Here is a 25,856-nt window from a genome sequence, read left to right on the forward strand (position 1 = left end):
AACCTATTCCGATCAATACTGCCCAAAGATAAACCGGGAAAATATTTCTCGGACAAGGGAGGGCATAAAACCGTAGCCGATGTCACTTTCTATATTCTCTATTAAAAACCAAATTTTTTATAAAAAAAAGTTCTATTATTATGAAAAATATTCCTTTTTAGGAGCCAGTGAATTAACCCCGATTTATGTCACTATCTTCTGGACCAGATTAAAATTGAGTTTTCCTTAAAATTCGTGCTATAAAGGTAATTCCCGTCGAACAGAACATCCGTTGGATAATTGATATGGTCGGTCAATACCTGTTTCAATACTCCGTCAAAATCGTAAATCAGCACCCTACTATTTTCCTGGTCGGTAATTGCGAACTCCCTTTCCCCCATTGCAATACCTGAAGCGACGTTCATTTTTTCATTTCCACCAATGGTTTTTAGGTGTGTTCCATTGAACCCGAATACCTGTATTCTGCTGTTGTACGCATCGGCCACATATATCCTGTTATCCTTCATCTTTACGTCTATCGGATAGTACAGCTCCCCATCTTTGTGCCCCTGCCTACCAATAGTGAAGCATTCATTCAGTGTCTGTACGATGATTCGGTGGTTATAAAAATCGGCTACAAGAACTGTATCTCCGTAAATGGAAACCCCTGATGGGGCCTGTGGTCTTTTGGATAGTTTCAAAGGCCATCTTTTGTCATCTCTATATTGCCAGATGGTGTCCGTCAAAAATTCGGGAATAAACAGGGTGCCATTGTCAATATGGATGTTCATTGGTCGCTGGATACCAGTAATCGAATCCAACAGCTCTCCGTCCCGGTCGATCTTGTAAAGCCTAAAATAATCAGGATCGGAAAACCATATCGCATCACCATCTTTGGCCAAAGCCAAGGGTCGGGCTTTCTCGGGCAGCATGATCTTCCGTTCGAACTGCCATTGTTTCTCGGGCTGCTCACAACTTGACATAAGGGACAGTAAAAAAACAACCTGAATAATATGTGCGGGTCTAATATTCATATCCATAGTTTACTATCGTAAGTATTAAAACCAGAAATGTAACGGTCCAAAGCGTCCACGAATTAATGAGGTGCTTTTGTCCATGGTTTTGACAAGGACCTGCATTCCCACATTTCCTTTCATTTTTGATGTTTTTAAAATGGGCGAACCCAAGCGTTCCTGCCGAAATAGTGGTCAGATAGGGCTGCACGGGATGCACCCATTCAAAATTCCCACCCAAGAAACCCAGTCCCGCCACGACCGACAACAAGGTCGGGGCCAAACAGCACATTACCGGAAGAAGGGCCGCTACCAAGCTGGTGCCCAATACCATTTTGAGAATTACTTTCATAAGGCCTATTCTATTTTGGACAGTATGATCTCCCATTGGTCCGAGAGATTATCATCATCTTCATCCTGTACCGTGCCACTTAGCGTTGTCCTGCCCACCGCCAATTTTTGAACCAATTCGATAGATGTATCCTGCGATACCGCAAACCGTTCGTTATCGGTCTCGATGTACCATTGGCCATCCTCTTTCGTTGCGTTACCCATTAGAACCACTTCGGCTTTCTTTGCCGAAAAACCGTTCTTTTTGACCTCTTCCTGAATGCTACGTAAGGTAAGGTCATTTATTTCGGCCAATCCCAAATACGCTTTTCCATCGTTCAGGCTGACGCGAACCTCCTGAAGCCCGTCCATCTTTTTCAACCCGCGTTCCAATCCATAGGCACAGGGTGCGCAGTCCATTCCATAGACTTCTTGGTCAACCCTGGCGATTTGGCCGCTTATCGTGCCTATTCCAAAAATACCGATCAGGGCCATCATTTTGATGTTTTTCATTTTATGTGCTTTTTAATTTATACTGTGTTTACAACCAATAACTTAAATTTACGGCAATCCGATACCTTTCTTTTACCGAACCGGGTGTCAAATCCTGTACTACTGGAACCATCGCACCAAAGGATATGCCCCAACCACCGTAAAGTCCTAGGAAAGAAGGTCCCACCAAAACCTTTGTACTGCGCGTATCGCTAAAATCCAGTTGTCCATCAATTTTATTGCCTCCAGGGAATTCGGCCAATGATTCGATAAAGATGCGCCAATCGGGTTTTGGGTAATCACCCATAAAGATATTGGGCCGGTACCCCACAACGGCACTCGCATAGGGCAGGTCGCCCAATCGTTCGTCATCACTTTCAAAATAATATTGGTAACCGCCACCGATCCATGCATACCAAGTGCGTGAGGCATAGCCCGTGGAAATGGCCGCATGTATAGCGTTGCCGACATTGACCTGTCCCCTGACATTATCGGTAGGAGCGGAAACACCCACGATGGCAGTGGACTCAAACCGCTTTCCCACACCAAAGGCGTTCGAGAAAAAACGGTACCAAAGGGAAGCCTCGATATCCCCATTGGCGGGCATATTGCTATTGCCCCGTGTCCTTGGCGTCTCGCCCAACCGTTCTATCATTGTGGGCGTGGTAAGGTTTACCTGTAGATCTTCTGTAATGCCATAGGAAAATAGGTAGCGCAACATATAGGAGGTTTCGGTTTCTGTGCCTAGGCTCATGCCGGCCACGTTCAAATCGACCCCGCCTTTGGCAAGGGTCGGTGTCTGAAGTCCATAGAGCGGGCCGTGGCCCTGGGCCATCCCCGATCCTGATATGGCCAATAGCAATATCAATTTGACATAGTGAACGTTCAGCGATACTTTCGGGAATACTTTGCGAGTCATACTCAAACACTTTTTAATTAGGATTGTCCGATTCCTGCTTCCACCAATTTCGCCTCGGTGATTGCCGAATACCTACAGCAATCCAAGAGCTCGCCGTTCACTACCACGGCGGGCACTTTCTTGATGCCGTATTCATCTATCTTCTCAAGACAGGTCTTGTCTTCACATTGCCTGACCAGATCATAGGTCGTTACCTCACATGTATCGCAGGCCAGTTCCTTTATCATTTTGACCACTGGGTCACAGACCGGACAATTGGCCGTAAAAACTTCTACTTGACGTTTCATATTTCTGTTTTTAACTATTTAAAATTTCTTTAAGCGTCATTGAGTTCAAACAACGAATCAAAGGTAGATAGGTAGGTGGGGTGGTCACCAAATAAAATTTCAAAAAAATGGCCCACATCGTGCGGGCCATCAAATCGCCTGTGGTTGTGGGGTCAATCATTTTTGTGGTTTTCGAGCTTGGCCTTGAGCGCATCTATCTCCTTCATCTTTTCGGTCAGGTTGTCCAATTCCAAATCTGGAAATTGTTTTCTGATAAATTCGATACGTTCTTCATTGCCGCAATTTCCTGGACAGGCCTCGACAGTTTCGGATATCATGATGGCAAGGGTCTTTCGATAGGTCTCGTCGAGAAGTAGGTAATGCGCTTTGTCCAAGGCCTTCTTCACCGCTTTGAACTGAACCAGAATCTTCTCGGGGTCAGAACCTTCGTCCAATAGCCTGGCCAAGCCGCTCACCTGTCCATTGATGCTTTGAAGTCTCGTTTTGATGTCCTGGCTTAAATCTTTCGGTATCATAGGTTTCGATTTCATTGCAATATATGGTTGTGGAAGGGGTGGTCCCCAAATATTTTGGTCAACAACAGGAAGACTGATTCTGTATGGGTGGACAGGCGACAGAACCATATGAACAAAATACACAGCAATCACCTTCTTCTGGACGAATCACTTCGTGGCAATTTTTACATTCATAGAAGAATTGGCAAGCATTGGTGGGCATTTGTTCATCCTCTTGGTGCCCGCATTTGGGACAGGTAATGGTAGATAATATTTTCGTATCCATATTATTCAGAAACCTTATAGCCCGTATTGTTGATGGCCTTTATGATTCGTTGCTCCGTCACTTTGGTACGGTCATATTTAACTGTAGTATTGCTTTTTTCATAGCTTGCTTTTACTGAAACGATACCGTCCAATTTGTTGACCTCGCTCTCAATGTGGTTTTCGCAGCCGGAACAGGTCATTCCTTCCACTGTAAAGGTTATATCTACCATGTTGCCCTGCTGCACATATATGATTTCCTTGGTCGGTTGGGTATAAAAAAGCCCTGAGAAATATGGAAATGCCAGCATCAGTCCCGCAAAGAGGGTAACAAATAGCAGGAACCTTTTTGATTGTAGAAAGGAAGGTTTTACTTCATTTTCACAGGCACAATCAATTTCTTGCTGCGATTTTGACTTTAGCTTCTGGTACCAGGCAAATCCAAGTACCAATACGGTCAGGCCTATAAAAAATGGTCTGAAAGCTTCCAGCCATGCAAAGGTAGATGCCATTCCGCTGGTGCCCGCAATCAATGCAAGCACAGGTGTGATGCAGCATAATGAAGCTGTGATCGCTGTAAAAACTCCAGTGAACATTGCTGAATATGATGATCTTTCTATGTTCATTCTATGCAACTTTTTTGTTTTCCTGAAGCCTGCTGAAGATGCCTTCCAACACCTCGCTTTGGCCTTTTACCAGTGAGTAATACAAGGTTTGACCTTCCCGTCTGGAGGTAATTAGACCAGCATCCTTCATCTTACGGATATGCTGCGAAATTGCGGGTACGGTCATTTCCAGTATATCTGAAAAATCACAAGGGCAGAGCTCACCTTCCTTGTTCAGCAGGAAAAGAATCTTCAATCTGGTCTCATTTCCTGCTAGGGCCAGTACCTTACCAATAGTGTTGATTGAATTCGAACTCATCCGTAGTGTCTCGCGACAGCGCATCAACTGCTTTTGATCCGCCTCGGCGCGGGTGCAACTTATTTCAAGGGCCATGATAAAAATTTTATTAAAGATAAGGTTATATCATTATATAAGCAAATGCTTAAATAAATTGTTTTTTTATGACCGGTTTATGGAACGACTGGCTTATCATTCAAGGAAGCATCCCATTACAGGTCAACTTGCCCCGTTTGAATAGGACTTTTATACATCGGACGTGGCCTTTAGTACTGCCCACTACATAAATTAAATCTTATAAGCCACCATTTTGTACTATGATTAAGACCGTTTATTACGGTCAGTTGGACAGCTTGTCCATTACAAGGAACGTTTGCTTGTTCCATTTGCCAACTGTACTTTGTTTCGTGATCCATGGCAGTTGTAGTGGCTTGTTCCAGCAGTGATTTATTTTTTCGGTTATCATGAGCGTTCTTGGATACTTTGATTTTTTCCAGACGAATTGGGATTGGGACGTACTCTGGTATAGACCATAGCCTTTTGGGGGTCGGTATGGATTGGAAATTTCCTGTCTTGAATTTTGGATGGTCCGGATTGCCCCATTTGATCATCCCTTGAAATTTGAAATGGAATGCTCTTGGTTCCATACACTAAATCTTCAATAGGTCCTTTCCGGATTTTGCAATGCAGTTGCACCAAAGTTCTGTTATCTTTGCAAAGTGAAATTTTTTACCGTCATATTATCCATCTACGTATTGGCACTCAATGTGGTTCCTTGCAGTGATGCGGGTAACGTAACAGAAGACTCCCAAGGTGTTTATCTGGTTCAATTTGATGGTGAACACAGCGAGAATTGTGAACTATGCTCACCATTTTGCCACTGCCATTGCTGCCATGTGCACACGGTGGATTTTGGTATAGCTCGATTCCAGCCGCTTCAAGAGACTTACCTTGAAGATGATTTCACCCATTTTGAAGGATTGGGCAAGGAATTTACCGACCCACTATTTCAACCTCCACAGGTTTAATTCAGTTTTACAGGATAGCTATATCCGATTATGAGGTTTATGGACTTTGAACTTTTCAAAGACCTGTTCCCTCATACTTGCAACCCTATTGCATTGGTTCAACTGAATTAAAACACATTTTATATGATCAACAGAATCATTGATTTTTCAATCAATAACAAATTTATTATAGGTCTGCTGACCCTCGCATTGATTGGTGCGGGCGTTTATAGCATGACCCAAGTTCCCATCGATGCCGTACCGGATATCACCAATAATCAAGTGCAGGTCATCACTCAATCACCTAATCTGGGAACAGAGGATATTGAGCAATTCGTGACCTATCCCGTGGAAGTTGCGATGAGCAACCTACCCAATGTCAAGGAAATCCGCTCTGTTTCCCGTTTTGGGCTTTCTGTGGTGACCATTGTATTTGACGATGAGGTGGGCACTTATTTGCCCAGACAACTTGTAGCCGAAAAACTGCCCGAGGTTCAGGAACAGATCCCTTCTGGCTTTGGCAAACCCGTTATGGGGCCAATTTCAACGGGATTGGGTGAAATCTATCAATATACCCTTGAAGTAGATGATGAACATCAAGGTGAATATTCGGCAACGGAACTGCGAACGATGCAGGACTGGATTGTACGGAGACAGATGGCCATGGTACCCGGCGTGGTCGAGGTAAACGCCTTTGGCGGAAACAAAAAGCAATACGAAGTGGCGGTTGACCCGGACGAACTTCGCGCCATTGGTATAACCATTACAGAAGTGTTCTCGGCCCTTGAAAACAACAACCAGAATACAGGTGGGGCCTACATCGAGCGTAACCATCAAGCCAACTTCATTCGTGGTGAAGGACTGGCCAGGACCATATCTGATATTGAAAACATGGTGGTCAAGGCCGTTAATGGCATTCCCATCAAAGTGAAGGATATAGGTAAGGTAAGCATGGGAAGTGCGGTACGCTATGGTGCGCTTACCAAAGATGGTAAAGGCGAAGCCGTGGGCGGAATGATCTTGATGCTCAAGGGGGCTAATTCCAATGAGGTGATTGAAAATGTGAGCCAACGGGTAGAACAGATACAACGGTCCCTTCCTGAAGGTGTTTCCATCAAACCTTTCCTTGACCGCAGCGAATTGATCGCCGAGACAACAGGCACGGTAACGGGGAACCTTTTGGAAGGTGGGCTTATCGTGATCTTCGTGTTGGTCTTGTTATTGGGAAATTGGCGTGGCGGACTCATTGTGGCTTCGACCATACCCTTATCCCTATTGTTTGCCTTTATTCTGATGAATGTTTTTGACGTATGGGCAAACTTGATGAGCTTGGGGGCAATCGATTTTGGAATCATTGTGGATGGTGCGGTGATCATCGTAGAGGGCACCGTTTTTTTAATGTACTCCTATGTGGTCAAAAAGAATGGCGTTAGTGCAGAAACACGGGATGACATCGCCGCCAAGGCCTCCAAAAAAATGATGAACGCCGCTTTCTTTGGCCAGCTGATCATTCTAATCGTGTTCCTGCCCATTTTAGCCATGGAGGGCGTCGAAGGGAAAATGTTCCGGCCCATGGCCCTCACCTTCATTTTCGCCATGATCGGGGCCATGCTATTGTGTCTTACCTATGTGCCCATGGTTTCGGCATTGTTCCTACGGCCGCCAAAATCCAAAAAACAATCCTATGGCGATAGGTTCGTGCATTGGATTGAGCAGCAATATGAACCGTTGTTGACCAAATCACTTTCAAAGGCCAAAATGGTCGTAAGCATTGCCCTTGGCCTTTTTGCCATTGCCATTTTCGCCTTTACGAGAATGGGTGGTGAGTTTATCCCTCAATTGGACGAAGGTGATATTGCCTTTCACGCGATCTTGAAACCCGGCAGTTCCCTGTCGGAAACCATCGAAACCACGACAAAGATTGAACGTATCGTGAAGGCCGAATTTCCCGAAGCGGAAACCGTTCTCAGCCGTATCGGTGTCGCCGATGTACCAACGGACCCGATGCCCATGGATATCGCCGATGTCTTCGTTATCCTCAAACCAACGGATGAATGGACATCTGCAGAAAGCAAGGATGAATTGGTGGAAAAAATGAAGGAGGCCATCAGTATCGTTCCCGGTGTGAATTTTGAGTTTACCCAACCTATAGAAATGCGCTTCAACGAATTGCTTACGGGTGTTCGTGAGGATGTGGCCATTAAATTGTTCGGGGAAGACCTCGGCATATTGGCAAGCAAGGCCGAGGAAATGGGGGAAATCATTGCCACCGTTCCCGGTGTGGCAGATATGAAAGTTGAGGCCACGGACGGCCTGCCACAAATCACCATTGACTATAACCGCAATAAATTGGCACAGTACGGTCTAAAGATCGAACAGCTCAATAAAGTGGTACAGGCCGCCTTTGCAGGAGGAAAGGCGGGCGTAATCTTCGAGGGTGAAAAACGGTTTGACCTGGTCGTAAGACTTCAAAAGGAAAACCGGCAAGGCATCGAGGACATCCAGAACCTGTTCATCAACCTGCCCAATGGTTCGCAAATCCCATTACGGGAAATTGCCGAGGTAAGTTATGAACCCGGCCCCATGCAGATAAGCCGTGACAATACCAATAGGCGGACCTATGTGGGCATCAATATTCGCGACCGTGATGTAAAATCCGTTGTAGAGGATATCCAAGAAAAATTGGATGCCCAGTTTGACCTGCCCACAGGATATTACATTCGGTATGGTGGTGCTTTCGAAAATCTGGAACGCGCCAGCAATAGATTGCAAACTGTTGTCCCTATTGCCTTGTTCCTGATTTTCATATTGATTTATTTTGCGCTAAAGTCATTTCCACAGACCTTAATGATCTACCTCGCCATCCCGATGGCCACCATTGGCGGTGTGTTCGCCCTCTGGTTAAGGGATATGCCCTTTAGTATTTCCGCGGGGGTCGGCTTTATCGTGCTTTTTGGCGTGGCCGTTCTGAACGGACTCGTCATGATAAGTGGTCTCAATGAACTGAAGGAAGAAGGCGTGACCAATCTTAAAGGTAGAATTATAGAAGGCACCAAAAGACGGATTCGTCCCATTATGCTCACGGCCTTTACGGATATTTTAGGGTTTCTTCCCATGGCCGTTTCGGCTTCGGCCGGGGCAGAGGTACAGCGACCTTTGGCCACCGTGGTCATTGGTGGCTTGATAACTTCGACCCTCTTGACCCTCTTTATCCTACCCATCTTTTACCAATGGGTCGAGGGACGTTCGGAACGGATGAGGAAACCCGACCCGAAATGGGGTACCCCTGTGGTCATGGTCCTTCTTTTGTTCGCCACCGCACTGCCTGCCAAAATGCATGCGCAAGAAGGTTTTGAAAATGCACGGCAGATCCAGCCTAAAGATTCACTGCCCGCTATTTCATTGGAAAAGGCGGTGGAAGTTTCCAAGAAAAACTACCCGCTGTTGAAAGCGAAACAATGGGAGGTCCAAAAACAAACCGCCCTAAAAGGTATGGCTTACGACCTTGGCAATACCCAAGTCTTTACAGGTGGCGAAGAAATTGCGGACGGACAAGGAATTTATACCTTGGTTGGGGTTGGACAACAGAATATCGACCTGTTGGGCATCAGTGCAAAAAGGCGTTTGCAGAGACAACGCATCGCTTTGGCCGAGACAGCTCTTGACCTTTCCGAACTGCAAGTGGAACAGGAGGTCAAAAAGGCTTGGTCAGAAGCCTATCGACAACGACAGAAATTTGAACTGTACCGTGAACTGGATTCCATTTATTCACAGTTTAAAAAAGCAATAGAACTCAACTTCAAGGTAGAAGCCATTTCCCGGCTGGAATATTCATCGGCCACAAATCAGGCCTTACAAATCAACAATCAACTGCAACAGGCCGAAAGTGATTATGCCATCGCCCTGCAAAAGCTCAATCTTTGGTTGGTTTCGGACATCTACTATTCCGTTCCAGAAAAGCTTGATGAAAGTGCGGTAACGGTTTTGGGATGGGACGGGGATTTGGGAAAACACCCAGAGCTGGAACTTTCACAAAGGCGCATCGAAGAGGCCGAGGCGACATATGATGCGGCACGGGCTGACCTGCTGCCTAAGTTCAACCTTCAGGGCGGACTGCAACAGGTCAATGGCAATAGCGGGTTCTACACCTATCAAGCCGGCATTTCGGTTCCTTTGTTTTCAGGTGGACAGCGTAGTCAAGCCAAGGCCGCCAAAATTGAAAGTGAAATCGCAAAGACCAATGCGGATTATACCAAACGCCAGCTGCAATCCGAATATCGGCAGGCGGTGCAAGCCTATCGGAAATGGAGCGCATCGTGGCAATTTTATAGGGACAAGGCCTTGCCGCTTGCCCAAGAGCAGCGCAGGGGAGCATTGTTGGCCTACGCGGAGGGTGCGGTGGACTATGCAGCGTTCACACAGATTATTCGGGATGCCATAAACACGGAAATGGATGCACTTGACGCTCTTGACAACTATCTGGAATCAGTATTTGAACTACAATATTTTAAACAATAGACAAATGAACAATCTTTTTAAATATAGCGTTATCGGGCTCGTGACGATGCTCTTGGTTCTTACTTCCTGTGGGAATTCCAAAGCCGATACTGAGGAAGCAAAGCAAAAAAATCCTGAAGTGGGTGAAATGCACAAAGAAGGTGAAGCCAAAGAAGCCATGCTAACGGAAACGCAATTCCGCAACCTTAACATGAAAATCGATACCGTTGCCCCACGTGTTATGAAGCAATATGTGGAGGCCAATGGCCAACTGGAGGTCCCACCACAGAACGAAGCGACCATTACTACCGTCGTGGGTGCCAATGTGGTGTCCATAGAGGTCATTGAAGGCGACAAAGTAAGCAAAGGTCAAACGGTTGCCTATCTGTCCCACCCCAATATCATCCAGAAACAGACCGATTTCCTGAACGCCTACAGTAACAGCCAGTTTCTTAAGAAGGAATTTGAAAGACAAAAAACCCTGTATGATGCCGGGGTGGGCAGCGGGGCCAACTTTCAAAAGGCCGAAGCGGAATACCGGGCCTCCCAAAGCCTAGCAAAAGGATTGGAAGCACAGTTGGAACAATTGAACATTAGTGCATCCGGGGTCAGAAACGGTACGATTTACCAACGGGTGGCATTGCGAAGTCCCATTGAGGGATTTGTCCAAAAAGTAGCGGTGAAGACCGGGCAGTACGTAGAACCGCAGACCGACCTATTTGAAATCGTTGACACCCATCACGTCCATGCCGATTTAATGGTGTTTGAAAAGGATGTGTACAAAGTAAAGGTAGGCCAGCAAGTATCCTTCAATGTACAATCCATTCCCGGAAAGGAACTTACTGCGAAAATTTATTCCGTAGGGAAAACTTTCGAGCAAAATCCCAAAGCGATACACGTCCATGCTGAAATCGAGAACAAGGAAGGGCAGCTGATTCCAGGGATGTATGTTGAAGGACGGATTGAAATCCAAAAATCCGAGACCGTTGCGGTGCCTGAAAGTGCAATAAGTTCGAACGAGGGAAAGAAGTATATTTTTAAAGCGGAGCGTGAAGGCAATGACTGGAGCTTCAAACCTGTCGAAATTAACACAGGCCCAAATGACGGGGATTGGGTCGCCATCGATTTTGTAGATTCCGTTGGGCCAAATACTACATTTGCATACAACAATGCCTACTATTTAATGGCCCAAATGAAAAAAGGGGATGCGGGACATAGCCATTGATAAAATTACAATATGATGACAGACATTGAAAAAACATTGGAAAATAAAGGTGTACGCCCAACGGCGATGCGTATTTTGATCTATAAATATTTGGCTGAAAAGGAAGTGGCCATTGCCCTGACCGATATGGAGAACGCTTTCTCAAAAGCGGACAGAACCACATTGTACCGGACCCTGAAGACCTTTGAGGAAAAACGCATTGTGCACCAAATAGATGATGGCACCAATATTTCAAAGTATGCCCTGTGCGAACCAGGTTGCAATTGTGAAATGGAACAAGATCTGCACCTGCACTTTCATTGCGATAACTGTGATGAAACGGTCTGTCTCACTGAGCATAAGATTCCCCATATCAATCTACCTGATGGGTATGTGGCAGAAAATGCCAATTTGGTCATTAAGGGAATCTGCGACAAATGCAGCGGTCAATAAATGCACTTCCGTTGCACGAAACTAATTACGACCTTACCGTCTATGAAAAAGAAAAAAGTAAAACTACGTGATCTAGGTTCAAAGGAACGCCAAGGCGAACACGGACACGAGAGTGGCCATAACCATGGCGGTCCTGAAGGTGTATCTAAATTCAAGACCTATTTACCGGCCATTTTCAGTTTTGTAATGCTCATCATCGGCATAGCAGTGGACTATTTTGATGCTTTCCCGTTTTTCAAGGGCTGGATAAGGATCGCATGGTACACCCTTGCCTATTTGCCTGTTGGTTTCCCTGTCATCAGAGAAGGTTGGAACAGTATAAAGCATGGTGATTTCTTTACTGAATTTTTCCTGATGTCCATTGCCACTCTAGGGGCCTTTGCCATAGGCGAATACCCAGAGGGCGTGGCCGTAATGTTGTTTTACGCCGTGGGCGAACTGTTCCAAAATGCAGCAGTCAATCGGGCAAAGGGAAATATTAAGGCCCTTTTGGATGCGCGACCGGACGAAGCTTTGGTGCTTCGTAACGGGAATTTCGTTACCGTAAACCCCGAAACCGTCGAAATTGGCGAAAGGATACAAGTACGTGTGGGGGAGAAAATCCCCTTGGACGGTATTCTCTTATCCGAAAGAGCTTCCCTCAATACGGCGGCAATTACTGGCGAAAGTAAGCCCGATACGATAAATAAAGACGAAAAAGTCTATGCCGGAAGTATTAATCTCGAGGGTGTTATCGATGTAGAAACCTCCAAAGAATTCAAGGACAGTTCCATCACTCGAATCTTGGATATGGTACAAAACGCTACAGCCAGAAAATCAAAGACAGAACTGTTCATTAGAAAATTTGCAAGAATTTATACGCCCATTGTAGTTTTCCTTGCCATTGGATTAACGTTCTTGCCCTACTTTTTTCTAAATGACTATGTATTTAAGGATTGGCTTTATCGCGCTTTAATATTCCTTGTCGTTTCCTGTCCCTGTGCCTTGGTCATTTCCATTCCGCTCGGCTATTTTGGTGGTCTGGGAGCGGCATCCCGAAATGGGATTCTTTTCAAAGGTGCATCTTTTTTGGAAGCAATCACCAAAGTGAACACGGTAGTGATGGACAAAACGGGAACCGTTACCAAAGGGGTTTTTAAAATCAAGGAGATCAAGACCGCGCAATTTGAGGAAGCCAAGTTTATGAAATACCTGATGGCCATGGAGGAACAATCTACCCATCCCATAGCAAAAGCAATTTTGGAATACAAAGCCGAAGGCACGGATATAAAGGCAACCGATGTATCGGAAGTTGCAGGAAAGGGATTAAGGGGAACGGTCAATGGGAAAACAGTGCTGGTGGGCAATAAAGCCCTAATGGCCTCAAACAACATTGATGTACCTTCAGAAACCGATGATATTGTAGATTCTATTGTAATGTTGGCCATTGATGAAAAATTTGCAGGCTATGTTACCATTGCAGATGAACTCAAGGAAGATGCCCATCAAGCCATCCAACAAATCAGGGATGCCGGGATTTCGAAAATCATAATGCTTTCGGGTGACAAAGATTCCATAACGCAACAAGTCTCGAAAAAGTTGAACTTTGATTGGGCAAAGGGCGGCCTGTTGCCAGAAGATAAGCTCGGCGAAGTCGAAGAACTCAAAAAACAATCAGACACCAAAGTGGCCTTTATGGGCGATGGCATTAATGATGCGCCCGTTCTGGCCATCAGCGATGTGGGCATTGCCATGGGAGGCTTGGGTAGTGATGTGGCCATTGAAACAGCAGATGTCATCATTCAGACCGACCAACCGAGCAAGATGGCACGAGCCATTAAAATAGGACGCTCCACCCGAAAGATAGTTTGGCAAAATATTGGGCTCGCTTTTGGCGTGAAGGCATTTGTGCTCATCCTTGGAGCGGGAGGCCTAGCCACGATGTGGGAAGCAGTTTTTGCTGATGTGGGGGTTGCCTTATTGGCAATATTGAATGCTGTTCGACTTCAGCGGATGAAGTGGAACACTTAGTTTCAAAGAGGAACCATTTTTTGGGCTAACTTATATTTCAGCCGTTGTTGGCAGCCCCATGGTTCGCCAAGACCTTCAATAAAATTGTACATGAGAGGCTTCGCAGGTTGTGTCACCCAAACAACTGTCCGTGTATTGGAGGGGACTTCAGGAAGGTTAGGGGTCTGATTCTTCGAGAAACGGCGACAGGACTTATGAGACAATATGAAAGCTTCCGGGCATAAAGAATCTTATCCGAACAATTACGAAATGCTTATCACTGTAGATGAAAAATAATCCGGTCGTAGGGTAACTCCAATACTTTTGTTCCCTTATTGTCGTAATGTTTGATGAAACTTCATTTGGGCAAAACGGAAGTCGCCCAAACGGATTTTTGGTGCGTCCTTCCTTTGCAAACCCTTCTTGGGGTTTTGCCTATAAGGCCGCAAATCCGCTTGTCCGCCCATCAAATTTTAAGGGTCCCGTAATAAAAGAAGCCCTGATTGTTTTTCGGGGCATCGAAAAACAGGGCAGGGCCCAAGGACTTCCAATCAGGACACCATCGCCTGCAGTCGCTTAACTTCCCGTACGCTCCCTTGCCAATGGGTCGGATGGAATTCCTAGGGCCCTCATCGAACCTGTCAAGGCCAAGGCAGGTTTTGTCCATAAATAGGGTTTCCACTTCCTTGAAAATCCTAGGATTTTGCTACGTCGCGGAGCCTCCCGATTTCAATCCAAAAGCCTTGACAGAACCCCCTTCTTTTATTGTGCTACGCACGTAAGAAGCAAACAAACGCCCTTAAAATTTGGGAAACAAAAACCAAAAAAAGAGGGGAAATTTTAACCCTGTTTGCTGATTTATCCAATAAAGGAAGACGGCAGGCCTTTAAAACTTTTTATCATGAGTACATTGAGAAACAAAGTGCAGTTGATCGGAAACGTGGGGCAGGAACCCACTATCACAGACCTTGACAAAGGGAAACGTGTGGCACGGTTCACCATGGCCACCAACGAACACTACAAGAACTCCGAAGGGGAACGGGTGACCAATACCGAATGGCATACCGTCATCGGTTGGGGAAAACTGGCCGACATCATCGAAGGGTTCGTGACCAAGGGCAAGGAAGTTGCCATCGAAGGGAAATTGACCTCCCGTTCCTATGAGGACAAAGAGGGCAATAAAAAGTATGTGACCGAAGTGGTGGCCAGTGAGATTTTATTGTTGGGTGGTGGTGATAACAATACCACCGAGTAAAATGGATAGGGGGTGTCCAGTCTTTGGGCATCCCTTTCTTTTTTCATCCTTAACACATTTGAAATGGAACACCGTGTCAATGAAATACAGATCAGTTATCGGGAAAAACTCAGCACGCTGAAATCCCTGTCCGTGACGAACTCCAATGAGGTGGCGAATCTATTGTTCCAAAATTGGGACAACAAGACCATAGGCCTGCACGAGACCTTTAAGATCGTGCTGCTCAACCAGTCCAACAAGGTAAAGGGCATTTATCCACTATCCCATGGGGGCATCACAGGTACCTTGGTAGATCTGCGCATCCTTTTTGCCATTACCCTAAAGACCCTTTCCGTGGGGATCATCCTCGCCCATAACCATCCTTCTGGACAACTCAAGGCCAGTTATCAGGATAAACAATTGACCCAAAAGATCAAAGAGGCGGCACAGCTTTTTGATGTCAAGGTTTTGGACCATATCATCCTTGCGCCTGATGGTAGGTATTACAGTTTTGCTGATAATGGAATTCTTTAATCCAATGGTCATGGAAGCGAATACAGCGAATACAGAAATGATGGAATTTGAAAAATGGTTGGAAGAACAATATGACCCAAGGTATTACCCCGATGGGTTCGATCCAAGCCTATATGATCTGTGAGCAATGAACTATCAAAGTTTTGAATAATGGTCTATTTGAACTTTACCAACCTTGATAGCGAGACCCAGGAACGTTTGCTTTCCGTATCCAAAGAAGATGTGGAAAGCCGTTCCGGGACCGAATTGCTCCAATTTGCAGAAACGCATGATAAGGACTATGATACCCTCTTGGAAGAAGAGGCAATGCGAAATCTCTACAGTTATGATTTCGTATTCAATATGTGAATGCCAAAACACACCATCGAAGCCCATCCATCACGATGGGCTTTTTTTATGGGTTCATGGTTGGTTTTTAGGTGGGTCGAACACCCAAAAACCAATTTGGGAAATTCTTGTTTGCAAAGTATTGGGCAACCCCAAAGTATACCTATCCCTTATTTGACCGCAAGTTCGCCCTTCAAAAATGTTCCCATCAAAAGACTACGGCATAAACCGTTCGTACCTCACTCCTTATTCCGTTTCCTTTTGAGCTGAAATTTTTGGGAAGTGCGGGGATGCCCTCAAATAATTAATAATCTAAAATCATGTATTATGAAAGCAATTGTAAAAAAGTCATTGGAGATCCCAGCGAAGAAACACCCAAAGAAAAGTGTAGTCAAAAAGACAGCGGATGCCTCGGTGGACAAAACCTACTCCCTGGTGGTCAATCTCTGGATATTTCGGTATGAGTATTACAGGGAACAGACCAATACTGTTCCATCGGAGGACTGACGGGAACAAGACCCTTGAAAAAGGGTCTTTTTTTTTGGCGTTCCCGTGGAACTCCTGACGTTGTGGAAACCCAAAAATGGACGTTTCATATTTGCTGCGGGCAAATGATGCCATTTGCCCGCAGAACGCATTTTTGTGCCTGAAGGAATGTGGGTATATTTAAGATGCTACATCGTAGCAAAGTTTGCACGGCAACCCAACTTGATCTGACTTTCCAAAAGTCCGTGCTCCATAGGGTAAAATATGAAAAGGGACGGCTGTCTTTTTAAGATGGTTTGTGCGATGCTTTTTGGGCCTTTGGCGCAAAAAGGAGAAGCAAGAGGATAGCGTGCTGGCGCAGCGCTACCGATTAGGATTGCTCCGCAAGGCCCTGTTCATGGGGGTTTTGGGGAATCTTGAAGATTTGGGGCATTCGGTTTTTGTTGAAAAAATGGGCCGGGCCCAGTAAAACCAAGGAATTTTTGTTGAAAAAATGGATAAAGGATACGAAAAAGAGACATTTGCGGGACTGAGGATCAAAATCTCGGTGGCCATGAAATTTCGGAGCTTTTCCAAACGGCAAGGAAAGTCCCATTCCATGACCTTGTTGGCCATGGTGGAGTTCTTTGACCATAATGGTATATCGCCCGATGAACGGATGCACGAGACCATTGCAAGCCTTAAATATTTGATCAAACGGCGATTCAATGCCATGGTGGCCATTATGCGCAGTATCGAAAAAGAGCAGACCCTGCCCACGGTCAGTATGATACAGGCCCTTTTTCAGCAGGAACTGGAATCCGAAGAGGGCGAGGAATGGGAAGGGGACTTTGAGTTTTTTGAAAAGCAACTGACCGAGATCAATGCCCCCACCAATCCTGAACTGTTGGACAAGGAGACCACGGTGCCCAAGATCGTGCATGAAAGACTAAAAGAGCAATTGGTGGAACTGAAGGAGGATTTTGCGCATGTTCTGGATCATGTGTCCGTGACCAAGAACCGCTTTGGAAAGGACCACCTCAAAGTGGACCTCAAACCCGGGGCCATTGAACAGTACCGCACCAAACTCAAAAATCTATAAGCATGTACATCGCCATCACAAGACAACACTTGGGAGATAACTATCACGGCAGTGCCAGTGATTTTGTCAAGTATCTCGAAAAGGAGAACGAAGGTAAGGCCCCCGAAGAACAAGAGTTTTTTTTCAACCAAACGGAAAATGATATCGATGCCCAAAGGGTCATTGCCGAGATCGATGCCAATACGGCCAAACTTTCGAAACGGGATCCCAAGTTCTATTCCATCATGGTCAGTCCATCCCAAGCCGAGCTCAAGCATATCGGAAACAACCCTGAAAAACTGAAGCAGTACACCCGGGAACTGATGAAGACCTATGCGGCCTCCTTTTATAGGGACAAAGAGGTGACGGTCAATGAGGTGCTGTATTTTGCGAAGTTGGAACGGGAGCGGACCTATTCCGAAAAGGACAAAAAGGTCAAGGAGAACCAGGCCTATGCCAGCAAGATCTTGGAACTGCAACACCAGATCAGGGCCATCAAAGAGGGTAGGGAGCAAGGGGATATCGCCAAACTACAGGAAAAAATTCAGGTCTTGGAAACGGAGGCGCCCCATAAACAAAATGGCAAGCGCATCGTTCCCGGAATGACAAAGGAAGGCCACCAGAGCCATATCCATATCATTGTCAGTCGTAAGGATGTCACCAACTCCCATAGCCTCTCCCCAGGATCTAAGTTCCGCACCTCGGAGACCACCCTCAATGGGGAAAAGGTCAAACAGGGCTTTGACCGGGACAAATTCTATCGAGCAGCGGAGAACAGTTTTGACAAACAATTTGGTTATCGCAGGAACTTTGTGGAGACCTACCATGCCCGAAACCTTCTGGATAAGGATCCCAAACAATTTTTTGCGGCCCTTTTGGGATTGCCAACCAATGAAAAACAGGCAGCAAGACAATTGTTGTTCAAGGCCGGAATCAAAGTGCCAAGTATCCCCACCAATAAAGCACAGTTGGCCTATAAAGCGATGATGCAGCTCAAAAAAGGCATCGGAAAGGCCATGGAATCGGGATCCATTGGAATTTAAATAGTGTAGATATGGAAAATTTAGGATGGATTGAAATAGTATCTGGTATGGTGATCGGGGGAGGAATCTCGGTTGCAGTAAATCGATTTCTCAAATATGGGTTTGTGATATGGTTTTTGGGCATAGTTCTTTTGGCGGTGGCCAATGGTTTAGTAGGAGGATGGGATGGTTTCATAAAGGGATCATTGACCCTTTGGTTGCCATTGTTTTTTGTCCATGTGGTGATCTATGGTCTGGTGGATTACTACAAGGACAATAAGAAACCCTCCAAAGTCTTTGAGGTGAAAATGAGGGTAAAGGGGAGGCCATTGGTACTGGGAAACATCCGAAGGGGGGTCTCAGTGATGGCTTCTGCAGGAAGCGGTAAGACGGAGAGTGTCATCTATAATTTTTTAAAGCATTTTCAAAAGGAGCATTTCTCCGGGGTCATCCATGATTACAAGGATTTTGAGATAACCGAAATGGCCTATCCCTTGTGGAATGGTGAAGAGATCCCCTTTAAGATTGTTTCTTTTGGACCTATTTATAATCGGGTCAATCCAATAGCTCCCCGATACCTGCCCGATGAGGAAAGTGTGCATGAGGTGTCAAGGGTGCTATTGGAGAATTTGATGGAACATAGGGACTCGGACGAGAACAGTACCTCCCGCTTTTTTAAGGATGCAGCCGAGGGCTTGATCAGTGGATTGATTTGGCGATTAAAGACCGATTATCCACACTATTGCACCTTGCCCCATCTCATGGCTGTTTTCCAACAATTGGCCACCAAGAGCTTGATCAAGTTCCTAAAGGGAAACATCACCTCCCGTGCCATGGCGGATGCCTTTATCAGTGGCATAGGATCGGAACGACAGACAGCAGGGGTGCTCAGTACCCTGGCCAATGGATTTAAAAAGATCAGTACACGAAAGATCTTTATGGTGCTTTCCAAGGATGAGATCTCCTTGGATATCAATAATGAAGACCATCCATCCATCATTGCCTTGGTGAACAACCCCCAAAAGGATGCTTCCCTTTCCCCGGTGATTGCTACCATTATCCATACCATTTCCAAGCAGATGAGCCAACGCAACCGTAAACCTTCCTTTATGTTGTTGGAAGAGGCTTCTACTTTGCGATTGTTGAACATGCATCGGATTCCAGCCACTTTGCGGAGTTATGACATTGTTAGTGTCTATGTGTTGCAGGACAAGATCCAGAACGATATGATGTACGGGGAGAAGGCCAGTAAAGCGATTCTCTCAAATTTATCTTATCAGTTTTTCGGGAAAGTCAATGACCCAGACACCGCTCGATACTATGAACGTTTTTTTGAACTGGTCAAGATACCGACCCGTAGTGTGAGCAAGAGTTCAGGGTTGAACCTGGAACGACGCATCACGGAAGGGGAAAAGGAAGTGTCCAAGCGTAGGGCCGAGGTGTTTTTTCGGTTAAAGCAGGGGGAGTTTGTGGTTTTTGCAGATGGGAAGGACAGAAAGGTGCAGTTTCAAAAGCCAGAAATTGAAAGAGGATTGTCCAAGCCTTTGCTGGTTTCAGAATCGGAACTGGAGCAGCATTATCTAAAAGTGCACCATGATATTGGGATGATTTTTAAATGAAATGAAAGGATTGTTTTAAATTGTTCTTATTATCTCTCCCATCCTATTATTGCACAAATTTGAGTAATTTACTTAATATAGACGTAAGGCATTGCTAAGAAGGTTATACCGATATCAAAACTATCCCAAATAAATATAATTATGAAAATGAACAATGGGGTTGGACCTGTAAAAAGAGTGGACTTGAATTTGAGAACGCTGTTTCCCGAATTGGCAACAACCATTTATAAAATTGAGCTAAATAAATATCTCATCTATGTGACCAACTTTAGTGGGGATTTTAAAGTTCTAACAGAACGATTCGAAAATGAAATAAGGCCTTTGCTCACTCCAGTAAAACTTGTCAATACAAAGCCAGAACATTTTCAGGAGATTATCCCGGGATTATCGGATTTAGAAATCTCCAAGGGATTTCAAGGAATGCTCATGAACAAGGTAGAATGGATTTTTCTTCTAGCCGCTAAATTTCCAAAAATCAATTTTTACAAGATTTCCGATGACGACGGGGTCGTTGGCATACATATCGCCAATTATAAAATAAAAAGTGGAAAGGAGACCAAGTATGTGTATGCAGATATATTTTCTATTGCAGAATTGGAAGCTTTTTTATCAAGTCACCAAAGTCCAATCACATTCAACATTATAATTGATGAGTTTGAGGAAAAACCGGAATTGACCCAAGGATTTGATGAACGTGGTGGAACCTTTACCTATGTGAGAGAAAAAAACCAGAAACCTCTGTTTGTTCAAAGGGACGAATCCTTGTGGTTCGACAACATCGACGCCATTTTTGAATCAAAGTACACCAAGGAACATCTTTATTTCTATGACAAAGAAGAGTATTCCTGTTATGCTGATTTTAGTGCTTTTCCCAATATTGACTTGCGATATTTTTTAATGCTTTATCAAACGATGTATTTGTCACCTCCCTTGGATACGAAGATTTCTGAATGGTTAAAGGGTTTTGATGTAACAGTACGGGAATTACTGACCTTGATTGAAAGAGGGCGCGTAAAGCTGATTCTTATAAATGATACTTCAAGATATGACCTGGGTTTCTTAAATGAGGTTTATGAATTGAGACCCAACGCCATAATCTCTAAAAGGGGTGTTTCTTGTCTGCAACAATGTGATATCGTAGAAATGTCAAATCGATACATCTTTAATGAAATGAAATTGGTTCAAGAACTGAAACTAATAAGTGAATTCTTGGCCAAAGAATTAAAAAAGGATACAAAGATGCTCTATAATGCATTAGTTTGGCCTATCAAGGCCCGACGTAAAAGCTTTGAGGTCTTACACCGGGGAGGTGTTCTCAGTGCTTCCCTCTACGGGGTGGACCAAATTATAGATAATCCTCCCAGTAGTGATATTAGTGAAGATACAAGCTTTTTATTGAAGATGTTTTCTTATGCCACCCATCTGTCACATTCTTTAAATGCTACCTATTTTCCAGTCAGGGGAGAAGAAGGGTATACTGATGAAAGTTATGCAGAAGTTATGGGGAAGCTTCTGAATTTTTACAGGAATGCAACAATAAGTAACCTTAAGGATTTTACGGATTGTGAGTCCTTTTTGGCCAATGGAAATACTTTTGTTTTACCCATTGAGCTGATTAAAATCAATCCCTACCCTTCCATTCTCGAATTCGAAGAGGTCTTGAGCAAGGAAATTGTATTTCCCAATAGCGAACGTTTAATCAAGACCCTTTCCCATCTCTCATTGGATGAGCAAAAGAAGAAAATTGCCTTCTATAATCGGGAGGTAACCAGATATCTTGGTAAAACACAAAAAACGGAACGCTTATTGGATTTAGGGGTCCAAACGTTATTCGAGATTATAGGGAGTCCCATGGGACTTCCAATAGGTTCGATTTTCAACTTTTCACAGTGGGCTACGAACAAGTACATGAAAAAAATTTCGCCAGCACAAAGAATCCAGGAAAAGATTGACCTTGCCCTAAATCAAAGTACCGATAGGAAGAATATTCATTTTTTATCCAAAATCAACCGAGTTGCGATGTTAAGAGAGGCATAACCTTTCTGGTAAAATCAAAAAGTTCGGACAGCAGCTAACACCATTTCATTGCAATTATTTTCACAACCCATCCAAATTGAACATATCCAACAACTTTGAACGGAAACCGGCCTGTCTTAAAATAAGGACATGGTGTCTTGCCCTTGTCACCCCTACCAACAATAGTCTTCTAGACCTGTCCATTCCAGCATTGTCATCCCGCAATTCGATAGGGGAAATGTGTTCATTTTGAAAAATGATGACACCATCAAATTCCTTCCCTTTGGACTTATAGGTGGTCATAACGTGTATGCCCTCCTCTTTGACCACATCTGATGACATTTGGGATTCCAAAACTGCCCTGTGTAGGATTCCACGTGCATCCACATATCCAGAATGTTCCAACCATGCATTTCCCAAGTCTCTCATGATGATTCTCCCTCGGTTGTATGCTACTAAAAATTCCGATTGTCGTGCGAATTTTTGTATTGGCCCCATTTCACAAGTAAACAGAAGTTCTTGTACATATTTCCAATCCTGTGCTGGATTGCCTGAAAATTGATGTTGACTAATTTTCTCAATCACTCCTTGAAAATAGGGTATGGTCTTACCACTAACTTTTCCGTCCTCCATTACTTTAGCTATCCAACCATCATATTTTGTACTTTCCTTTCTGTTTCCTTTTGCACTTTGGTAGTCCCTTAGGATTACCAAAACCCAAACCAAATGTTGCTTTTTGTCCAAAATGGGTTCCATCAGGCAGGCTACCAATCTACTGGAAAAGTTAGTGGCGGTCTCATCAAATTGAACCCTATGTGGTATTTTTCGGGCCTTAAGTGCACTTGAAACCATTTTAACTCCTTTCCACCAGGGGGTAAGGATGGCAATGTTCTTTGGTTTTTCTCCAGTTGCTTCTTCGATTTTGGAATTTAATATACCTACGCTTTGGCAAATACTACGGTCACGATATTTCGCAATTACAGCATACTTCATGGATGTCATACCTTTATATCCCCTATCTCTGGGACTATTATCGCGTAAGTCCCTTGCAAAATCTAGAATCTCTGTATTGGGATTCCGGAAATTATCCGATGCCAATGTTATTTCCAATGGATTGATTTGCTCCTTTATTTCCAAAAGCCGTCTCGGATCAATATCTGGTCTGTAATCAAAAATCTGTTGATCCAAATCGCCTAACAACAACAATTGGGAAATCCCGTGAAAAGCTTGTACAATTTGCCATTGTTCCGTGTCAGTATCTTGAGCTTCATCCACAATGATTAGGGGGAAGGCGCTCCCAATGGAATCCCGAATACGCTCACTCCTGGTGATGAGTTCCAATACAATTGCTGCAAAACGGTCAAAGGTTATCTTTCCTTCTTGATTGAAAAGGTCTTGTTTTTCCACTAGCCAAGCTGGGTCATCGTCCTTCCTGTCCCCTTTCAAAGCAGCTTCATCATGGGGTGGTATGATGGATATTTTTTTGGGACAACCCAAAAGATAGCCGTGGGTCTTTATAATTTCCAAAAAAAAGGCATGGAATGTCTGAACATACAACTTGGCACCAAGTTCCTTGAAATCAGGAAAGTTTTCCGCAGATTCTAAAATTCTGGCCCTGGCATTTCTGGAGAAACTGAGAAAAAGGATTTTCTCGCCTCGGTTCAATGATTGTTCCCGAATATAGGAGAATGCTTTGGCCAGGGCAATGGTGGTTTTGCCACACCCCGGGCCTCCTATGACCAACAAGTTTCTTTTACAGTCAAGGATGGCACGTCTATTTTCATCAATCTCAAGTGCCATGGGCTATTCCTCATCTGGTTCTGTGGCTCCATTCCCCTCCTCTTCAAATTCCATGAGTGGCACTTCCTCAGGTTGTTTGAACTTACGGTAGATTTCTTCCAGGAAAGTCTTAATTGTAATGGGGAGTTCTTCCATGGTACACTTTTCCACTAAAGAAGCCGAGCGCCTTTCCCCTTTCTTTTGTCTCAATGCCTCATCCAATAACTTTCCCACTGTGACATCATCCGGTTGCATTTCAGGGAGATGTGGTCCATTTGCAATCTCTCCATTTTCTTTGAGCTCTTGTAGAAATGCCCATTGAATGCTTACCGGCACCTCGTCCGCCAATAATTTCTCGATGGCCTTATGGTCAATTTCCTTGTAGAAGTCAAAAGCTTCATTCAGTTCTTGGATCTGGTCGGCGGAGCGCTGCATCTTATCAAAAAAAGCAAAGGTTGAAAGTCCTATTGATTTGAAAAACTTCCCCCAATCCGTAATATTTCCATCACCTTCAGCTTCAAAAATGGTCACTCCTGATAAATCGAATGGAAAATTGTCCCGATCCTGCTCCAGTATTTTTGCAGCAGCTGACAAGACTTCCAATTCAGTCAGACCTTCACCAACGATGACAGCATTTCCCAAGATTACCTCAGCTATGGAATGCCGTATTTTTCTCCGATAGTTCTTTGGTTTTAAACCGGCATAGGTAATATCCACACCAGTCACCTTGGAGCCTTCTTCCTTTTTCAGTATTTTGATGTTCTCCGGGTCGAACATTTCTATTACATATGGGGAATGGGAGGTCACAAATGCCTGAGTGGTCTGTTCCAACAAGTACTCAATGATTCGTCGTTGTGTATGGGGAGGCACCGCTATTTCCGGTTCTTCCATAGCGAATATGATGTTTTCCTTCTTTAGTTCTGCTATCGCGGAAAGCATTGCAAAGACCATAGTGCTGAGTGTTCCCGTGCCCAATCTCTGGAATGGAACCGGTTTCTGCTCCCCCGAAGATTTCATAAAAAAAGATAGAGTACTTCGAAGATGGTCCCTGGTCAATTGGGACACATGAAGAGTGGAAGCCTTTTCGTCGTTGGGAAGGGGAATATATTGTCCTATACGCAGCTCCAAGTTATCGAGTACTTTCCTAAGAACTCCGATGCTCTCCTCCAAAGGGGGGTCTAGCTCTTCAAGTCTGGTCCTTGTTTTCTCCCAAAATTTTGGCCGAATTTCACCAATTCGAAGTAGGATATCCAAAAGGGTTCCCCGCTCCAGACTCAACGCCCTTCTTCCAGTTCTTAATGCCCTGAGGTAGAGAAACCCTATTTCTCTTTTTCTGCGTTTTGGGACTTCTCTAAACTCTCCTTCATCTTCATCGGGGGAATGCGAGAAGTAGGTTTTTGCCGAAAACTCGTCCTCATCCCGATCATACTGACCAATGAATTGTAACCGCAGGCACATTTCAACGAATTCTTCATCGGTTGCTTCAATCTCCCCCTGATCAAGGATTTCTTGCCGTTTTTGATGCCAAAATTCCATATGATTTCGAAAGACGCCCTGCATCTCTATTGAAATGTCGGTGAGAATAACCTCTATATGGATTTGTTTTGGAGCTTCACCTTCCTCATAATAATAATCCCCATTGTAGAAATCATATTCATCGATGGCATCCATCCGGTTGAGACGGTCTGGACCCAAAACTAGATCAAGGGCTTCGCATATGGTGGATTTGCCAATATTATTTTTCCCCACCAATAAGGTATGGTCCTTAAAGAAAAGGGTGGCCTCCTGGATTCCCCTGAAATGGGTAATCTGCAATTTGCTTATTTTCATTTTGGTCAGTTCAGCTATTAAATGTAGTTCTTAACTTACAAATTTTCCCTTAGTATAGCTGGCTTTCACTTTAATTGTAGCGGAATCCTCGAGGAAATACACCTTTTAGGAATTGGAA

General features: G+C 44.5%; 27 protein-coding genes. 14 read left to right on the plus strand and 13 right to left on the minus strand.

The genetic code is table 11. From position 1 onward, the window contains the following. Positions 1-191: 191 nt before the first annotated feature. From RBB12_RS05585 to RBB12_RS05630, 10 genes are all read right to left on the minus strand, one after another. Positions 192-1,013, minus strand: coding sequence for an NHL repeat-containing protein (locus RBB12_RS05585; RefSeq protein ID WP_288933038.1), 822 nt, complete (start codon positions 1,011-1,013; stop codon positions 192-194). Next, positions 1,003-1,344, minus strand: a complete 342-nt coding sequence (locus RBB12_RS05590) for a hypothetical protein (RefSeq protein ID WP_225604890.1) — start codon at positions 1,342-1,344, stop codon at positions 1,003-1,005. Before RBB12_RS05590 ends, RBB12_RS05585 begins: the two co-directional genes overlap by 11 nt. Positions 1,345-1,349: 5 nt before the next feature. Continuing rightward, complete coding sequence (locus RBB12_RS05595; protein ID WP_288933040.1) at positions 1,350-1,835, minus strand: heavy-metal-associated domain-containing protein; 486 nt, start codon at positions 1,833-1,835, stop codon at positions 1,350-1,352. 28 nt (positions 1,836-1,863) lie between these two features. Then, on the minus strand, positions 1,864-2,733 hold the full coding sequence (locus RBB12_RS05600) for a hypothetical protein (protein WP_288933041.1): 870 nt from the start codon (positions 2,731-2,733) through the stop codon (positions 1,864-1,866). 17 nt (positions 2,734-2,750) lie between these two features. Beyond that, a complete protein-coding gene (locus RBB12_RS05605; protein WP_306013282.1) occupies positions 2,751-3,020 on the minus strand; it encodes a thioredoxin family protein in 270 nt (89 codons plus the stop codon). A gap of 152 nt (positions 3,021-3,172) precedes the next feature. Further along, positions 3,173-3,535 (minus strand): metal-sensitive transcriptional regulator, encoded by a 363-nt coding sequence (locus RBB12_RS05610; protein WP_288933044.1) that lies wholly within the window; start codon positions 3,533-3,535, stop codon positions 3,173-3,175. Positions 3,536-3,593: 58 nt separating this feature from the next. After that, positions 3,594-3,800 carry a GDCCVxC domain-containing (seleno)protein gene (locus RBB12_RS05615; RefSeq protein ID WP_288933046.1) on the minus strand — a complete coding sequence of 69 codons (207 nt, stop codon included), beginning with the start codon at positions 3,798-3,800 and terminating at the stop codon, positions 3,594-3,596. A 1-nt stretch (position 3,801) separates the two neighbouring features. Continuing rightward, entirely contained in the window at positions 3,802-4,404 is a 603-nt protein-coding gene (gene merTP, locus RBB12_RS05620; RefSeq protein WP_288933047.1) for a mercuric transport protein MerTP, read from the minus strand. Position 4,405: 1 nt separating this feature from the next. Continuing rightward, positions 4,406-4,702, minus strand: a complete 297-nt coding sequence (locus RBB12_RS05625) for an ArsR/SmtB family transcription factor (protein ID WP_369885153.1) — start codon at positions 4,700-4,702, stop codon at positions 4,406-4,408. Positions 4,703-4,947: 245 nt separating this feature from the next. Continuing rightward, entirely contained in the window at positions 4,948-5,328 is a 381-nt protein-coding gene (locus tag RBB12_RS05630) for a hypothetical protein (RefSeq protein WP_306026642.1), read from the minus strand. A 72-nt stretch (positions 5,329-5,400) separates the two neighbouring features. Here RBB12_RS05630 and RBB12_RS05635 point away from each other — a divergent pair, with 72 nt between their 5' ends. The 5 genes from RBB12_RS05635 (at position 5,401) to RBB12_RS05655 (ending at position 13,852) form a co-directional block, all read left to right on the plus strand. After that, entirely contained in the window at positions 5,401-5,709 is a 309-nt protein-coding gene (locus RBB12_RS05635; protein ID WP_067036178.1) for a DUF6660 family protein, read from the plus strand. 123 nt (positions 5,710-5,832) lie between these two features. Further along, the gene (locus RBB12_RS05640) at positions 5,833-10,206 is read left to right on the plus strand and encodes a CusA/CzcA family heavy metal efflux RND transporter (protein WP_306013281.1); all 4,374 of its coding nucleotides are present in this window, start codon (positions 5,833-5,835) and stop codon (positions 10,204-10,206) included. Between the two features lie 4 nt (positions 10,207-10,210). Beyond that, positions 10,211-11,410, plus strand: a complete 1,200-nt coding sequence (locus RBB12_RS05645; protein WP_225604884.1) for an efflux RND transporter periplasmic adaptor subunit — start codon at positions 10,211-10,213, stop codon at positions 11,408-11,410. Between the two features lie 15 nt (positions 11,411-11,425). Next, on the plus strand, positions 11,426-11,842 hold the full coding sequence (locus tag RBB12_RS05650; RefSeq protein WP_108246765.1) for a Fur family transcriptional regulator: 417 nt from the start codon (positions 11,426-11,428) through the stop codon (positions 11,840-11,842). 42 nt (positions 11,843-11,884) lie between these two features. Continuing rightward, the gene (locus RBB12_RS05655; protein ID WP_306013280.1) at positions 11,885-13,852 is read left to right on the plus strand and encodes a heavy metal translocating P-type ATPase; all 1,968 of its coding nucleotides are present in this window, start codon (positions 11,885-11,887) and stop codon (positions 13,850-13,852) included. Between the two features lie 445 nt (positions 13,853-14,297). Here RBB12_RS05655 and RBB12_RS05660 read toward each other — a convergent pair whose 3' ends face one another. Continuing rightward, a complete protein-coding gene (locus tag RBB12_RS05660) occupies positions 14,298-14,498 on the minus strand; it encodes a hypothetical protein (protein WP_275648321.1) in 201 nt (66 codons plus the stop codon). 234 nt (positions 14,499-14,732) lie between these two features. Between RBB12_RS05660 and RBB12_RS05665 the strand changes: the two genes are divergently transcribed. The 9 genes from RBB12_RS05665 to RBB12_RS05705 all read left to right on the plus strand — a co-directional run bounded on the left by RBB12_RS05665 (position 14,733) and on the right by RBB12_RS05705 (position 22,150). Then, positions 14,733-15,086 carry a single-stranded DNA-binding protein gene (locus RBB12_RS05665; protein ID WP_306013279.1) on the plus strand — a complete coding sequence of 118 codons (354 nt, stop codon included), beginning with the start codon at positions 14,733-14,735 and terminating at the stop codon, positions 15,084-15,086. A gap of 63 nt (positions 15,087-15,149) precedes the next feature. Continuing rightward, positions 15,150-15,599, plus strand: coding sequence for a JAB domain-containing protein (locus RBB12_RS05670; protein ID WP_119618872.1), 450 nt, complete (start codon positions 15,150-15,152; stop codon positions 15,597-15,599). 150 nt (positions 15,600-15,749) lie between these two features. Beyond that, positions 15,750-15,947 (plus strand): hypothetical protein, encoded by a 198-nt coding sequence (locus tag RBB12_RS05675; protein ID WP_090294768.1) that lies wholly within the window; start codon positions 15,750-15,752, stop codon positions 15,945-15,947. Between the two features lie 306 nt (positions 15,948-16,253). Continuing rightward, the gene (locus RBB12_RS05680; protein ID WP_306013278.1) at positions 16,254-16,433 is read left to right on the plus strand and encodes a hypothetical protein; all 180 of its coding nucleotides are present in this window, start codon (positions 16,254-16,256) and stop codon (positions 16,431-16,433) included. Positions 16,434-16,710: 277 nt separating this feature from the next. Continuing rightward, positions 16,711-16,881: a hypothetical protein gene (locus tag RBB12_RS05685; protein ID WP_306013277.1), complete on the plus strand. Its 171-nt coding sequence runs from the start codon at positions 16,711-16,713 to the stop codon at positions 16,879-16,881. A 24-nt stretch (positions 16,882-16,905) separates the two neighbouring features. Then, complete coding sequence (locus RBB12_RS05690) at positions 16,906-17,493, plus strand: BfmA/BtgA family mobilization protein (protein ID WP_306013276.1); 588 nt, start codon at positions 16,906-16,908, stop codon at positions 17,491-17,493. A 2-nt stretch (positions 17,494-17,495) separates the two neighbouring features. Beyond that, positions 17,496-18,515: a MobB family relaxase gene (gene mobB, locus RBB12_RS05695; RefSeq protein ID WP_306013275.1), complete on the plus strand. Its 1,020-nt coding sequence runs from the start codon at positions 17,496-17,498 to the stop codon at positions 18,513-18,515. 11 nt (positions 18,516-18,526) lie between these two features. Continuing rightward, the gene (locus RBB12_RS05700; RefSeq protein ID WP_306013274.1) at positions 18,527-20,113 is read left to right on the plus strand and encodes a type IV secretory system conjugative DNA transfer family protein; all 1,587 of its coding nucleotides are present in this window, start codon (positions 18,527-18,529) and stop codon (positions 20,111-20,113) included. Between the two features lie 141 nt (positions 20,114-20,254). Then, a complete protein-coding gene (locus RBB12_RS05705; RefSeq protein WP_306013273.1) occupies positions 20,255-22,150 on the plus strand; it encodes a hypothetical protein in 1,896 nt (631 codons plus the stop codon). A 60-nt stretch (positions 22,151-22,210) separates the two neighbouring features. Here the strand turns inward: RBB12_RS05705 and RBB12_RS05710 are convergent, their stop codons facing one another. Together RBB12_RS05710 and RBB12_RS05715 are read right to left on the minus strand one after the other, a co-directional pair. Next, entirely contained in the window at positions 22,211-23,929 is a 1,719-nt protein-coding gene (locus tag RBB12_RS05710; protein WP_051947126.1) for a UvrD-helicase domain-containing protein, read from the minus strand. A 3-nt stretch (positions 23,930-23,932) separates the two neighbouring features. Then, on the minus strand, positions 23,933-25,738 hold the full coding sequence (locus RBB12_RS05715; RefSeq protein ID WP_036379038.1) for an ATP-dependent nuclease: 1,806 nt from the start codon (positions 25,736-25,738) through the stop codon (positions 23,933-23,935). Positions 25,739-25,856 lie beyond the last annotated feature (118 nt).

Origin of the sequence: Allomuricauda sp. MMSF_3307, assembly GCF_030733585.1 — a bacterium.
Classification (GTDB): Bacteria; Bacteroidota; Bacteroidia; order Flavobacteriales; family Flavobacteriaceae; genus Flagellimonas.

Excerpts from the sequence above, each read along its gene's own strand:
- RBB12_RS05585 (WP_288933038.1), bottom strand. The coding sequence starts at position 1,013 with ATGAATATTAGACCCGCACATATTATTCAGGTTGTTTTTTTACTGTCC.
- RBB12_RS05590 (WP_225604890.1), bottom strand. The coding sequence starts at position 1,344 with ATGAAAGTAATTCTCAAAATGGTATTGGGCACCAGCTTGGTAGCGGCC.
- RBB12_RS05595 (WP_288933040.1), bottom strand. The coding sequence starts at position 1,835 with ATGAAAAACATCAAAATGATGGCCCTGATCGGTATTTTTGGAATAGGC.
- RBB12_RS05600 (WP_288933041.1), bottom strand. The coding sequence starts at position 2,733 with ATGACTCGCAAAGTATTCCCGAAAGTATCGCTGAACGTTCACTATGTC.
- RBB12_RS05605 (WP_306013282.1), bottom strand. The coding sequence starts at position 3,020 with ATGAAACGTCAAGTAGAAGTTTTTACGGCCAATTGTCCGGTCTGTGAC.
- RBB12_RS05610 (WP_288933044.1), bottom strand. The coding sequence starts at position 3,535 with ATGATACCGAAAGATTTAAGCCAGGACATCAAAACGAGACTTCAAAGC.
- RBB12_RS05615 (WP_288933046.1), bottom strand. The coding sequence starts at position 3,800 with ATGGATACGAAAATATTATCTACCATTACCTGTCCCAAATGCGGGCAC.
- merTP (WP_288933047.1), bottom strand. The coding sequence starts at position 4,404 with ATGAACATAGAAAGATCATCATATTCAGCAATGTTCACTGGAGTTTTT.
- RBB12_RS05625 (WP_369885153.1), bottom strand. The coding sequence starts at position 4,702 with ATGAGTTCGAATTCAATCAACACTATTGGTAAGGTACTGGCCCTAGCA.
- RBB12_RS05630 (WP_306026642.1), bottom strand. The coding sequence starts at position 5,328 with ATGGAACCAAGAGCATTCCATTTCAAATTTCAAGGGATGATCAAATGG.
- RBB12_RS05640 (WP_306013281.1), top strand. The coding sequence starts at position 5,833 with ATGATCAACAGAATCATTGATTTTTCAATCAATAACAAATTTATTATA.
- RBB12_RS05645 (WP_225604884.1), top strand. The coding sequence starts at position 10,211 with ATGAACAATCTTTTTAAATATAGCGTTATCGGGCTCGTGACGATGCTC.
- RBB12_RS05650 (WP_108246765.1), top strand. The coding sequence starts at position 11,426 with ATGACAGACATTGAAAAAACATTGGAAAATAAAGGTGTACGCCCAACG.
- RBB12_RS05655 (WP_306013280.1), top strand. The coding sequence starts at position 11,885 with ATGAAAAAGAAAAAAGTAAAACTACGTGATCTAGGTTCAAAGGAACGC.
- RBB12_RS05660 (WP_275648321.1), bottom strand. The coding sequence starts at position 14,498 with ATGGACAAAACCTGCCTTGGCCTTGACAGGTTCGATGAGGGCCCTAGG.
- RBB12_RS05665 (WP_306013279.1), top strand. The coding sequence starts at position 14,733 with ATGAGTACATTGAGAAACAAAGTGCAGTTGATCGGAAACGTGGGGCAG.
- RBB12_RS05670 (WP_119618872.1), top strand. The coding sequence starts at position 15,150 with ATGGAACACCGTGTCAATGAAATACAGATCAGTTATCGGGAAAAACTC.
- RBB12_RS05675 (WP_090294768.1), top strand. The coding sequence starts at position 15,750 with ATGGTCTATTTGAACTTTACCAACCTTGATAGCGAGACCCAGGAACGT.
- RBB12_RS05680 (WP_306013278.1), top strand. The coding sequence starts at position 16,254 with ATGAAAGCAATTGTAAAAAAGTCATTGGAGATCCCAGCGAAGAAACAC.
- RBB12_RS05690 (WP_306013276.1), top strand. The coding sequence starts at position 16,906 with ATGGATAAAGGATACGAAAAAGAGACATTTGCGGGACTGAGGATCAAA.
- mobB (WP_306013275.1), top strand. The coding sequence starts at position 17,496 with ATGTACATCGCCATCACAAGACAACACTTGGGAGATAACTATCACGGC.
- RBB12_RS05700 (WP_306013274.1), top strand. The coding sequence starts at position 18,527 with ATGGAAAATTTAGGATGGATTGAAATAGTATCTGGTATGGTGATCGGG.
- RBB12_RS05705 (WP_306013273.1), top strand. The coding sequence starts at position 20,255 with ATGAAAATGAACAATGGGGTTGGACCTGTAAAAAGAGTGGACTTGAAT.
- RBB12_RS05710 (WP_051947126.1), bottom strand. The coding sequence starts at position 23,929 with ATGGCACTTGAGATTGATGAAAATAGACGTGCCATCCTTGACTGTAAA.
- RBB12_RS05715 (WP_036379038.1), bottom strand. The coding sequence starts at position 25,738 with ATGAAAATAAGCAAATTGCAGATTACCCATTTCAGGGGAATCCAGGAG.